Source organism: Streptomyces sp. NPDC051976 (genome assembly GCF_040680795.1).
Lineage (GTDB): Bacteria > Actinomycetota > Actinomycetes > Streptomycetales > Streptomycetaceae > Actinacidiphila.
In genome coordinates this window covers 77,179-88,870 of record NZ_JBFAXL010000030.1, presented here as the reverse complement: position 1 = coordinate 88,870, position 11,692 = coordinate 77,179, and the positions used below count along the sequence as shown (strand labels likewise).

General features: G+C 71.6%; 13 protein-coding genes and 1 tRNA gene. 4 read left to right on the top strand and 10 right to left on the bottom strand.

The genetic code is table 11. From position 1 onward, the window contains the following. Positions 1-29: 29 nt before the first annotated feature. The 4 genes from AB0M29_RS26805 to AB0M29_RS26790 all read right to left on the bottom strand — a co-directional run bounded on the left by AB0M29_RS26805 (position 30) and on the right by AB0M29_RS26790 (position 3,576). Positions 30-860 (bottom strand): PP2C family protein-serine/threonine phosphatase, encoded by an 831-nt coding sequence (locus AB0M29_RS26805; RefSeq protein ID WP_365386935.1) that lies wholly within the window; start codon positions 858-860, stop codon positions 30-32. Positions 861-935: 75 nt separating this feature from the next. Further along, entirely contained in the window at positions 936-1,910 is a 975-nt protein-coding gene (locus AB0M29_RS26800; RefSeq protein WP_365386933.1) for an ATP-binding cassette domain-containing protein, read from the bottom strand. Between the two features lie 3 nt (positions 1,911-1,913). Continuing rightward, the gene (locus tag AB0M29_RS26795) at positions 1,914-2,729 is read right to left on the bottom strand and encodes an ABC transporter permease (protein WP_365386975.1); all 816 of its coding nucleotides are present in this window, start codon (positions 2,727-2,729) and stop codon (positions 1,914-1,916) included. A gap of 64 nt (positions 2,730-2,793) precedes the next feature. After that, positions 2,794-3,576 carry an ABC-2 family transporter protein gene (locus AB0M29_RS26790; RefSeq protein ID WP_365386973.1) on the bottom strand — a complete coding sequence of 261 codons (783 nt, stop codon included), beginning with the start codon at positions 3,574-3,576 and terminating at the stop codon, positions 2,794-2,796. A gap of 375 nt (positions 3,577-3,951) precedes the next feature. On the opposite strand from AB0M29_RS26790, the gene AB0M29_RS26785 reads away from it, so the two are divergent. Beyond that, positions 3,952-6,321: a transglycosylase domain-containing protein gene (locus tag AB0M29_RS26785; RefSeq protein ID WP_365386931.1), complete on the top strand. Its 2,370-nt coding sequence runs from the start codon at positions 3,952-3,954 to the stop codon at positions 6,319-6,321. Between the two features lie 50 nt (positions 6,322-6,371). Here the strand turns inward: AB0M29_RS26785 and AB0M29_RS26780 are convergent, their stop codons facing one another. Further along, complete coding sequence (locus tag AB0M29_RS26780; protein WP_188282170.1) at positions 6,372-6,674, bottom strand: co-chaperone GroES; 303 nt, start codon at positions 6,672-6,674, stop codon at positions 6,372-6,374. A 49-nt stretch (positions 6,675-6,723) separates the two neighbouring features. Then, the gene (locus AB0M29_RS26775; RefSeq protein ID WP_365386929.1) at positions 6,724-7,047 is read right to left on the bottom strand and encodes a DUF3618 domain-containing protein; all 324 of its coding nucleotides are present in this window, start codon (positions 7,045-7,047) and stop codon (positions 6,724-6,726) included. 100 nt (positions 7,048-7,147) lie between these two features. Here AB0M29_RS26775 and bcp point away from each other — a divergent pair, with 100 nt between their 5' ends. Further along, positions 7,148-7,615: a thioredoxin-dependent thiol peroxidase gene (gene bcp, locus AB0M29_RS26770; protein ID WP_365386927.1), complete on the top strand. Its 468-nt coding sequence runs from the start codon at positions 7,148-7,150 to the stop codon at positions 7,613-7,615. A gap of 52 nt (positions 7,616-7,667) precedes the next feature. Continuing rightward, positions 7,668-7,751 (top strand) — tRNA-Leu (locus tag AB0M29_RS26765). Between the two features lie 71 nt (positions 7,752-7,822). On the opposite strand, the gene rdgB is transcribed toward AB0M29_RS26765, so the two are convergent. The 4 genes from rdgB to AB0M29_RS26745 all read right to left on the bottom strand — a co-directional run bounded on the left by rdgB (position 7,823) and on the right by AB0M29_RS26745 (position 10,053). Beyond that, on the bottom strand, positions 7,823-8,428 hold the full coding sequence (gene rdgB / locus AB0M29_RS26760) for an RdgB/HAM1 family non-canonical purine NTP pyrophosphatase (protein WP_365386925.1): 606 nt from the start codon (positions 8,426-8,428) through the stop codon (positions 7,823-7,825). 49 nt (positions 8,429-8,477) lie between these two features. Further along, positions 8,478-8,897, bottom strand: coding sequence for a hypothetical protein (locus AB0M29_RS26755; RefSeq protein WP_365386923.1), 420 nt, complete (start codon positions 8,895-8,897; stop codon positions 8,478-8,480). A gap of 82 nt (positions 8,898-8,979) precedes the next feature. After that, complete coding sequence (gene rph, locus AB0M29_RS26750; protein ID WP_365386921.1) at positions 8,980-9,735, bottom strand: ribonuclease PH; 756 nt, start codon at positions 9,733-9,735, stop codon at positions 8,980-8,982. An 84-nt stretch (positions 9,736-9,819) separates the two neighbouring features. Then, positions 9,820-10,053: a PTS glucose/sucrose transporter subunit IIB gene (locus AB0M29_RS26745; protein ID WP_365386918.1), complete on the bottom strand. Its 234-nt coding sequence runs from the start codon at positions 10,051-10,053 to the stop codon at positions 9,820-9,822. Between the two features lie 220 nt (positions 10,054-10,273). Between AB0M29_RS26745 and AB0M29_RS26740 the strand changes: the two genes are divergently transcribed. After that, positions 10,274-11,578 carry a PTS transporter subunit EIIC gene (locus AB0M29_RS26740; protein WP_365386916.1) on the top strand — a complete coding sequence of 435 codons (1,305 nt, stop codon included), beginning with the start codon at positions 10,274-10,276 and terminating at the stop codon, positions 11,576-11,578. The last annotated feature ends 114 nt before the right edge of the window (positions 11,579-11,692 follow it).

The following is an 11,692-nucleotide window of genomic DNA, read 5'->3' as shown; positions in this document are numbered from 1 at the left end:
TACCGGCGCGAACGGGGAGATAGCTCTGCTCAGTCCAGTACCGGGGGCCCGTCGTAGTGGACGACGAGGACGGCCGCGTCGTCGCTGTGGCCGGTCAGATCGGCCACCTTGATGACATCGGCGGCGAGTTCGTCGGGGTCGCCGTCGCACCCGGTGCGCACCAGCCGGGCCACCGCCGCCAGCCCCTCCTCGATGGGACAGGACGGGCCCTCCACCACCCCGTCGGTGAGCAGCACCAGCGACCCGGCGTCCGCCACCTTCCGGTGCGTCACCGGGTAGCGCTCACCGGCCAGCACGCCCAGCGGCGGACCGCCCCGGTCGAGCGCGATGCCGTACTGGCCCGACCGGGTGGCCCAGACCAGCGGGACATGGCCGGCCCGGGCGACGGCGACGTCTCCGGTGGCCGGGTCGAAGTGCAGGAAGCAGCAGGTCGCGAAGAGGTCGTTCCCCATCGAGATGAGCAGGTCGTTGGCCTCGCTCAGCACCTTCCCGGGGTCGGGTGCGGCGGTGGCCAGCACCCGCAGGCTGGTGCGCACCTGCCCCATGAAGGCGATGGCCTCCACGTCGTGGCCCTGCACGTCGCCGATGGCGATCGCGACCTTCCCGTCCGGCAGCAGGAACGCGTCGTACCAGTCGCCGCCGACCTCCAGGCCGCCGCGGGAGGGCACGTACCGCGCGGCGATCCCCACGCCGGGAAGGCTCGGCAGGTCGGGCGGGAGCATATGGCGCTGGAGGGCTATGGCGAGGTCCACCCGGGCCCGCTGGAGCCTGACCCGCTCCAGCGCCTCGTCGACGAGGTGCCCCAGGTTGGTCAGCAGCTCCTGGGCGGAGTCCGGCGTGGTACGGCGGTGTCGGCGCATGGTGTCTCCGATACCTGTCGCCGTGTCCCTTACACCACTTTAGCCCCGGTCCTCGGGGCCGCATCCGGCCTGCCGTCAGCCGGAGCCGCCCGCCGCCGCCCCGTACATCCGGGCGATCACGTCCTCGATCGCGGGCTCGCGGATCGACAGGTCGACCAGCGGGTAGCGGGCGGCGACCGCCGCCACCAGGGGCGCGGCGCTGGCGGCCGCGGGGAAGGCAAGCCACTGCCGGGGCCCCTCGGTCCTGACGTGGCGGGCGCCCGCCACCTCGACCGGCGGCAGCTCGCGGGCGAAGTCGGCCACCAGGGTGCGCTCGCTCTCGCCGACCTCGTGCAGACCGTCGAGCCCGCCGTCGTACATCAGCCGCCCGTGGTCGATCACCATCACCCGGCCGCACAGCTGCTCGATGTCGGTGAGGTCGTGCGTGGTGAGCAGCACGGTCGTGCCGCGCTCGGCGTTGACCTCCCGCAGGAAGTCGCGGACCTTCGACTTGCTGATCACGTCCAGGCCGATCGTGGGCTCGTCGAGGTAGAGCACCTCGGGGTCGTGCAGCAGTGCCGCGGCGATGTCACCGCGCATCCGCTGGCCGAGCGAGAGCTGCCGTACGGGGACGTCCAGCAGCGGCCCGAGGTCGAGGAGTTCGACGCAGGCGTCGAGGTTGCGGGCGTAGCGGGCGTCCTCGATCCGGTACATACGTCGGACCAGTTGGTACGAGTCGCGCAGCGGAAGGTCCCACCACAGGGTGGTGCGCTGGCCGAAGACCACGCCGATCCTGCGGGCCAGCCGGGTGCGCTCGCGGGTCGGGTCCAGCCCGCAGATCCGGATCCGGCCGCCGCTGGGGTTGAGGATGCCGGTGAGCATCTTGATCGTCGTGGACTTCCCCGCGCCGTTGGGGCCGATGTAGCCGACGATCTCGCCGCGCGGCACCGTGAAGGAGATGCCGTCGACCGCCCGCACCTGGTGGCGCTCGCGGCGCAGCGGACCGGCCTTGCGGCGTACGTCGAAGACCTTCTCGACCCCGTCGAGCGCGATGATCGGCTCGGCTGACATGCCTCAACTCCCTGTGCTGCGGTACGAACGGAGGCCCACCCGCCAGGCCGCGCCGGCGAGCGCGCAGCACCCGACGGCGACCAGCGGGGAGGTGAAGTCCACCCAGCGCGGCAGGCCGAGCGGGTCGGGCTCGCCCAGGATGTGAAGGGCGGGCAGCCAGTTGACGAAGGCCAGCGGCACCACGAAGGTGACACCGCGGACGAGGTCGCGGGCGAACAGACCCGGCGGGTACTGCAGCATCGTGTTGCCGCCGTACGTCACGGAGTTCTGCACCTCGGAGGCGTCCCCCGCCCAGAACTGGAAGGCGCCGCCCGCCACGTACACCGCGCTGAAGATCACCGCGCCGGACAGCACCGTCATCGGCACCATCGCGGCCTTCACCGGCGTCCAGGCCACGTGGATGTGCGCCAGCGACCAGCCGAGGACCAGGCCGCCCTGGGTGATCCGGCCGAGGCGGCGCAGCGCGAAGCGGTCGGCGGCGACCTGCGCCAGCACCGGGACGGGGCGCAGCAGCAGGGTGTCGAGGGTGCCGTCACGGACCCGGCGGCCCAGCCGGTCCATCGAGCCGAGCAGCAGGTCCGCGATGCCGAACGCGGTGCTGGTGGTGCCGTACAGGAAGGCGATCTCGGGCAGGGTGAAGCCGCCGAGCACCGTGATCCGCGAGAACATCAGCATGATCGTCACGAAGTCCAGGCCGGTCGCGGCGAAGTTGCCGATCGCGGTGAGCACGAAGGACGTGCGGTAGGCCATCGTGGAGCGCACCCACATGGCGACGATCAGCCGGTAGGTGCGGACGGTCTCCGTCACCCGGAAGGCCAGGGTCTCCGCCCCGGTGTCCGCCGCCGTCGCCGTCGCGGTGTCCGCCGCCGTCCCTGTCACGATCTCAGCCACCCTGCACCACCACCCGGCGCGCCGCGACCGACTGCAGCGCGCGCCCGGCCAGCAGCAGCGCCGCCGCCCAGCCCGCCTGGAAGGCCAGCGCGAGCAGCGCGCCGGTCCCCCGGTGCCGCCCCAGCAGGACGTCCGCGGGCACCTGGAGCATCGCCGCCCACGGCAGCGCCCGCGCGACCTCGCCCAGCAGCCCGGGGAAGACGGTCAGCGGCAGCAGCATCCCGGAGAAGAACAACCCCGACAGGAACGCCACCTGGCTCACCCCCGCGCCGTCCAGCAGCCAGAAGGCGCTCAGCGCCACCAGGAAGCGCACCCCGAAGCTGACCACCACCCCCAGCGCCACCGACACCAGGAAGAGCAGCCAGGTCCCCGGCCCCCGCGGCAGCGCCAGCTCGAAGACGAGCGCCCCGCACACCATGGGCAGCACCCCGCGCCCCAGCAGATGGAACGCCGACCTGCCCAGGTCCGCGGCCAGCCACCAGAGCTGCAGGTCGGCAGGCCGGTACAGGTCCACCGCGATGTCGCCGTTCCTGATCCGCTCCATCAGCTCGTCCTCGAAGCCGCCGCCCATCAGCGCCATCGTCTGCAGCAGCGCCTGCCCGACCCAGACGTACGTCAGCGCCTGCGCCTGGGTGTATCCGCCCAGGTGCGGGCGCTGGTCCCACAGCGCGATGTAGGTGTAGGAGACGATCAGGCCGAAGACCGAGTTGGTGAAGACGCCCGCCGCCGTCGCCGTCCGGTAGGTCGCGTGCCGCCGGAAGCCGCGCACCAGCACCGCCCCGTAGAAGCCACCGTTCCCCGCCGACAGCGCCGCCGTCAACGCGCTCGTCCGTCCCGCCAGTCCCGCTGTGAACCTTGTCACCACCCCTGCCGCCACCCCATGACCTCCGACCCCAGCCGCCCGGCACACAAGCGCACGACCTTACCCGGCCACGACCCGGGCCCACCAAGGGATTTTCGGCCCTCCCGGGACCCCGGCGGGCCGCGTCCCGCCTGTCACAGCCCTGTCACGGATACGCGCGGGCGATCTCGGACAGACGGAGGATGCGGCAGTGTAGGAAGGCTACGTACGTAGGTGTACGTAACGTTTGGTCCAAGTTGTTCCCGCCGCACACCCAACCTCGGCGGCGGCGGAGGAGTCCCCACAGTTATGAGTGACGAAGCGAATCGGATGACGGGCGGAGCCGGCGGGTTCGGCGGTCCCCAGCCCGCCGGATCCGCGGGCTGGGGACCCCGCCCGACGCTCACCGACCGCCGCGGCCGCCCCCGCCGCACCGGGCTGCGCCGGCTGCTCCCCACCTGGCGGATGGTGACCGGCGGCATCCTCACCGTGCTCGTGCTGGGCATCGGCGCCTTCTTCCTCGGCTACGCCCTGGTCTCCATCCCGGACGCCAACGCCGCCGCGACCGCGCAGAGCAACGTCTACTACTACGCCGACGGCAAGACCGAGCTGGCCCGCGACGGCGCCGTCAACCGGCAGAACGTCACGCTCAGCGGCGTCGCCAAGACCGCGCAGTACGCCGTGCTCTCCGCCGAGGACCGCAACTTCTACCACGAGTCCGCGGTCAGCCCGAAGGCCATGGTGCGCGCCGCCTGGAACACCGCCACCGGCAAGGGCAGGCAGTCCGGTTCGACCATCACCCAGCAGTACGTGAAGAACTACTACCTCAACCAGGACCAGACCGCGGGCCGGAAGGTCAAGGAGTTCTTCATCGCGATCAAGCTGGACCGCAACGAGACCAAGGACCAGATCCTCGAGGGGTATCTCAACACCAGCTACTACGGCCGCAACGCCTACGGCATCCAGGCCGCCTCGCAGGCGTACTTCGGCAAGGACGCCGCGAGCCTCACCACCGCCGAGGGCGCCTATCTCGCCACCCTGCTCAACGCCCCCAGCGAGTACGACCTCGCCGCGCACCCGGAGAACGCGCCCGCCGCCAAGGGCCGTTGGAACTACGTACTCGACGGCATGGTCAAGGAGGGCTGGCTCACCCCCTCGGAGCGCAGCGCCACCGTGTTCCCGACCATCGGCAAGCCCAAGCCCGTCGCCAGCAAGTCCGGCCAGCGCGGCTACATCATCGAGGCCGTCAACCGCTATCTCGCCGACAACAACATCATCGACGCCGACACCCTGCACCGCGGCGGCTACCGGATCGTCACCACGATCCAGAAGCCGAAGGAGGACGCCTTCGTCGCCGCCGCGCAGAAGCACGTCTACGACAAGCTCGGCAAGAGGACCGCCGACAAGTACGTCCGCGCGGGCGGTGCCTCCATCGACCCCGCCACCGGCAACGTCGTGGCGCTCTACGGCGGCGTCGACTACACCAAGCAGTACGTCAGCAGCGCCACCAACGCCACGTACCAGGTCGGTTCGACCTTCAAGCCGGTGGTGTTCACCTCCGCCGTCCAGCACGACTCGCAGACGCAGGACGGCGAGACCATCACGCCGAACACGATGTACGACGGCCAGAACCACCGCGAGGTGATCGGCCCCGACGGCCCCACCGGCTACAAGCCGGGCAACGAGGACGGCAACACCTTCCCCTCGATCACCGTCACCCGCGCCATGGACAAGTCCGTCAACGCCGTCTACGCGCAGATGGCGCAGGACGTCGGCACCTCCAAGGTCGTCGACACCGCGCACGACCTCGGGATGCCCGACGGGGTGAAGATCCCCACCACGCCCGCCATGGCGCTCGGCTCCTTCGGCGCCAGCCCGCTGGACATGGCCCAGGTGTACGCGACCCTCGCCGACCACGGCAAGGAGATCCCGTACTCCCTGGTCAGCAAGGTCACCAAGGACGGCGACGACCTCAGCCTGCCGAAGCGGGAGCCGGTGCAGTCGGTGCCGCGGTCCGCCGCCGACACCACCACCTCCGTCCTGCGGAGCGTCGTCGAGAGCCCCGGCGCGACCGCGTACGCCGCCCAGGACTCCGGCTGGCCGTCGGCCGCCAAGACCGGCACCGCCGAGGACGACAAGGCCGCCTGGTTCGCGGGCTACACGCCCAAACTCGCCACCGTCGTCGCGGTGTTCGGCATGAACCCCGACACCGGGGCGCAGGAGAGCCTCTACGGCGCCATGGGCCAGGACCGGGTCAACGGCGGCGGCCCGTCCGGCAGCGTCTGGGCCGACTACACCGCCACCGCCCTGCACGGCGTCCCCCAGCAGGACTTCGACCTCAAGCTGGAGAGCGGCGCGGGCTCGCTCCCGCAGACCACCGCGCCGACGCCGACCGACACCACGCAGTCGCCGACCAGCCCGCCGCCGTCGACCCCGTCGACGACGCCGCCGGTCACTCCGCCGACGCCCACCGACACCCGGACGTGGCCCACCGCGCCGCCGACCACCGATCCGGTCCCGACCGACACCTCGACGCTGTCGCCGATCGGCGGCATCACCGGGGGCGGTGGCGGAGCCGGCGGCGGCACGGGTGGCGGCGGAGGCACCGGCGGCCGAGGGGGCACCACGGGCGGCGGCACGGGCGGGGCGGCCGGCGGCGGCGCGACGCCGGGCGGCTGACGGGCGGGCGGCCGGGGATCGGGGATCTCCGGCCGCGGAATCGTGCCGCGCTACAGATACAGCCCGGTGGAGTCCTCGGAGCCCTGGAGCCGCTCGGCGGCCACGGCGTGCAGATCGCGCTCGCGCATCAGGACGTACGCGACACCGCGCACCTCGACCTCGGCCCGGTCCTCCGGGTCGTAGAGGACCCGGTCGCCGACCTCCACCGTCCGTACGTTCTGGCCCACCGCGACGACCTCGGCCCAGGCCAGCCGCTTGCCGACGGCGGCGGTCGCCGGAATCAGGATGCCGCCGCCGCTGCGGCGCTCGCCCTCACCGCTGTCCTGCCGCACCAGAACGCGGTCGTGCAGCATGCGGATGGGCAGCTTGTCGTGCTCACTCTTCGAACTCACGGCCACGACGTTACCGGCGGCGGCGCCGTACCGAGAGACCGGCCACCACTGCCACCACCGCCACCCCGGCCACGGCGACCGGCACGATCCGGTCCAGCCGGGGGGAGCCGTCCTCGGTGACGAAGCGCGACCGGGTGCGGCTGACCGCCCGGTGCGCGGCCACGTACGCCTGCCCGACGGTGCGGTCCACCGCGGAGACGGCCTTGGCCTTCGTGTCCCGCACGATCGTCGTGGGGTGCACCCGGACCGCGATCTCGTCCAGCGTCGCCGCGAGATCCTGCCGCCTGCGGGTGATCTCCGCCTCGATCTGAGCGGGCGTCCTGCCTTCCGACACCGCAACTCCTCCATCGCCTGATTCGGTAGCGTTCGGACAGTCTGTCAGTACGACGCGGCCCGCGCCCCGTCGGCACCCCGTTTGCCTGAGGAGCTTCCCCATGTCCGAGCGTCTCGCCCCCGGCGACACCGCCCCCGACTTCACCCTTCCGGATGCCGACGGCAACCCCGTCTCCCTCGCCGACCACCGCGGCCGCAAGGTCATCGTCTACTTCTACCCCGCCGCCCTCACCCCGGGCTGCACCAAGCAGGCCTGCGACTTCACCGACAACCTCGACGTCCTCGCCGCCGCCGGCTACGACGTCATCGGCATCTCCCCCGACAAGCCCGAGAAGCTCGCCAAGTTCCGCGAGAAGGAGTCCCTCAAGGTCACCCTCGTGGCCGACCAGGACAAGTCCGTCCTCACCGCCTACGGCGCCTTCGGCGAGAAGAAGCTCTACGGCAAGACCGTCACGGGCGTCATCCGCTCCACCGTCATCGTCGCCCCCGACGGCACGGTGGAACACGCCTTCTACAACGTGAAGGCCACCGGCCACGTGGCCAAACTCCTCAAGGACCTGGCGATCTGACGGTACCGGGCCTCCACACGGGCCCCCGGCTCGCTAGCATGGTCGATGACACGCGGCCGTGTCGTAACTGGCAGCCGAGCTGGGTTTAGGTCCCAGTGGGAGAAATCCCGTGTGGGTTCGAGTCCCACCGGCCGCACACCCCGAAAGGCCCGTCCCACCGCGTGGGGCGGGCCTTCGGCGTTGCCGCTTCCCGGGGCCGGGCCGGGGTCAGTCGAGGAGTTCCGCCACCAGCGGGGCCAGGGCGCGGAAGGCTTTGCCGCGGTGGCTGATGGCGTTCTTCTGGGCCGGGGTGAGTTCGGCGCAGGTGTGGGGGGAGTCGTCGGGCTGGAGGATGGGGTCGTAGCCGAAGCCGTTGGTGCCCGTGGGGGTGTGGCGGAGGGTGCCGTGCAGGCGGCCTTCGGCGACGCGGGTGGTGCCGTCGGGGAGGGCGAGGGCGGCGGCGCAGGCGAAGTGGGCGGCGCGGTGGGGGTGCTCGATGTCGCCGAGCTGGGCGAGGAGCAGCGCGAGGTTGGCGGCGTCGTCGCCGTGGCGGCCCGCCCAGCGGGCGGAGAAGATGCCGGGGGCGCCGCCGAGGATGTCGACGCAGAGGCCGGAGTCGTCGGCGATCGCGGGCAGTCCGGTGGCCTGGGCGAGGGTGTGCGCCTTGAGGAGGGCGTTCTCGGCGAAGGTGACGCCGGTCTCCTTGACGTCGGGGATCTCGGGGTACGCGTCGGCGCCGACGAGGTCCACGTCGAGGCCGGTCTCGGCGAGGATCGCCCGGAGTTCGGTGACCTTGTGGGCGTTGCGGGTGGCGAGTACGAGGCGGCGGGTCATGCGGTGATTATCCCGCCCGCCGCCCGGCTGCCCCCGTCCAGCCCCCGCGTCACCCCTTGGCGCAGACCCCGGTCAGATGGGAGGCGGCGCTGCCGACCGGTGCGAGGTCGGGCGTCTTGCCCTGGTCGGCGGCGGTGCGGGCGTTGTGCACGGCGGTGTCGAGGTCGTCGACGGCCTTGTTCACGTCCTTGCCGCGGTCCTTGCCGCCGAGCTTCTTGAGGTCGCGCTCGACCTTGTCGAGGGAGTTGACGGTGTTCTTGCGGCGGGAGGCGTCGGAGACCTGGCCGACGTTGGTGGCGGAGTTCTGCAGGTCCTGAACGTCTCCGGCGATGCTGGCGGCCGTTCTGGCGCAGTCGAGTGCGCGGTGGACGCCGGCGCACGCGGTGAGGGCGGCGCCCCCGAGCAGTACGGCCACGGCGGTGGTGGTGGCGAGCACGGTACGACGACGGCTGGTGCGCGTGCGGCTCATCTCAGGGCCCCTCCCCCGGCCCGCGCCCGGCGGCCGCCGGGTGCGTATCTCTACACACGCGGCAGCCGCCGTCAGGGTTGCGTCAGGAGCCGCCGGCCTCCGCGGCCTCGGCGGCGGCGGCGAGTGCGGCGCGCTGGGCGGTGGCGAGGTCGGCGCAGCCGGCGACGGCGAGGTCGAGCAGCGAGTCGAGTTCGGCGCGGTCGAAGGGCTGGCCCTCGGCGGTGCCCTGGACCTCGACGAAGCGGCCGTCGCCGGTGCAGACGACGTTCATGTCGGTCTCGGCCTTGACGTCCTCCTCGTAGGCGAGGTCGAGCAGCGGGACGCCGCCGACGATGCCGACGCTGACGGCGGAGACGGTGCCGGTGAGCGGCTGGGCCTTGGCGCGGATGAGGCGGTTGGCCTGCATCCAGGAGACGGCGTCGGCGAGGGCGACGTACGCGCCGGTGATCGCCGCGGTGCGGGTACCGCCGTCGGCCTGGAGGACGTCGCAGTCCAGGACGATGGTGTTCTCGCCGAGCGCCTTGTAGTCGATGACGGCGCGCAGGGAGCGGCCGATGAGGCGGGAGATCTCGTGGGTGCGGCCGCCGATCTTGCCGCGGACGGACTCGCGGTCGCCGCGGGTGTTGGTGGCGCGCGGCAGCATCGAGTACTCGGCGGTGACCCAGCCCTCGCCGCTGCCCTTGCGCCAGCGGGGTACGCCCTGGGTGGCGCTGGCGGTGCACAGCACGCGGGTGTCGCCGAAGGAGACGAGGACGGAGCCTTCTGCGTGCTTGCTCCAGCCGCGCTCGATGGTGACGGGGCGGAGCTGGTCGGGGGTGCGGCCGTCGAATCGTGACATGGCGTTGAGCCTATCCGGGTGAGCGCGCCCCGCGGGCCGGACGGTGGCACCCCATGGCGGGTGTCCGGGGGCGCGCCGCCGGGACTACATCATGTCTTCGATGTCCGCCGCGATCGGGTCGGCGTCGGTGCCGATGACGACCTGGATGGCGGTGCCCATCTTGACGACGCCGTGGGCGCCCGCGGCCTTGAGCGCGGCCTCGTCGACGAGGGCGGGGTCCTTGACCTCGGTACGCAGCCGGGTGATGCAGCCCTCGACCTCTTCGATGTTGTCGAGCCCGCCGAGACCGGCGACGATCTTCTCAGCCTTGCTGGCCATGTCTGTCTCCTGTTTCCCTGACCCACCGTGAGTCCGATATGTCACGGTAACGCACGGTTGGCCCAGCTTCACGGGCGGTTGACCGCCATGTAGAGAAACATGGCGCTCACGGGCACCCCCGCCGAACCGGGCGGTGGCACCCCTCCGCACCACTCGCGCCGCAAGTGGTCTACACCACTGTACGGGACCGGCCGGCCGCGGCCGTCAGGGAGGACACCGGATGAGTTCGGAGACCGCGTCTCCCGCGGCGCCGCGCAAGTCCCGCGGCTCGATCCTCTTCCAGGGCCTCCAGAAGATGGGCCGCAGCCTGCAGTTGCCGATCGCGGTGCTGCCCGCCGCCGGCATCCTCAACCGGCTCGGCCAGCCCGACGTCTTCGGCGCGGACGGGCTCGGCTGGGACCGGCTCGCCAAGGTCTTCGCGGGCGCCGGCGGCGCCCTGATCGACGGCACGGTCGGCCTGCCGCTGCTGTTCTGCATCGGCGTCGCCATCGGCATGGCCAAGAAGTCGGACGGCTCCACGGCGCTCGCCGCGGTGGCCGGGTTCCTGGTCTACAACGGCGTGCTGCACCAGTTCCCCAAGGACTGCGGCCCCGACACCGTCTACACCGCGGGCGTCTGCATCTCCAAGGCCGGCCCGGCCGCCGCGGCGACGTACCAGAACCCCGGCGTCTTCGGCGGCATCGTGCTCGGCCTGCTGACCGCGTACTTCTGGCAGCGCTTCCACCGCACCAAGCTGGTCGACTGGCTCGGCTTCTTCAACGGCCGCCGGCTCGTCCCGATCATCATGTCCGGGGTGGCGATCGTCTTCGCGGTGCTCTGCACCTGGGTCTGGCCGCCGATCGGCGACGCGCTGACCAGCTTCAGCAAGTGGCTGGTCGACCTGGGCTCGGGCGGCTCGGGCATCTTCGGCGTGGCCAACCGGGCGCTGCTCACCATCGGCCTGCACCAGTTCCTGAACACCTTCGTGTGGTTCCAGTTCGGCGACTTCACGAAACCGGACGGCACCGTGGTGCACGGCGACATCCCGCGCTTCCTGGCGGGCGACCCGACGGCGGGCCAGTTCCAGACCGGCTTCTTCCCGATCATGATGTTCGCGCTGCCCGCCGCGGCGCTGGCGATCGCGCACTGCGCCAAGCCGCACCGCCGCAAGGAGATCGGCGGCATGATGCTCTCGGTCGCCCTGACGTCGCTGGTCACCGGTATCACCGAGCCGATCGAGTACAGCTTCCTGTTCATCGCGCCGCTGCTGTACGCGCTGCACGCGGTGCTGACCGGCGTCTCGATGGCGGTGTGCTGGGGCCTGGGCGTCAAGGACGGGTTCAGCTTCTCCGCCGGTCTGATCGACTACGCCCTCAACTGGAACCTGGCCACCAAGCCCTGGATGATCCTGATCATCGGCGCGTGCTTCGCCGTCGTCTACTACGCGATCTTCCGGTTCGTGATCACCAGGTTCGATCTGAAGACCCCCGGCCGGGAGCCCGACGAGATCGGGGACGAGATGGAGTCGGCGAACATCAAGGCGTGACCGCGGTGTGACCGCCGCGTGGCCGACGGCCCCGCCACATCACGTTTCGGCCTCGGAAAGGCCCCCAAGTCCGTGGACTTGGGGGCCTTTGTCCTGTGACCCAGGACACACGGA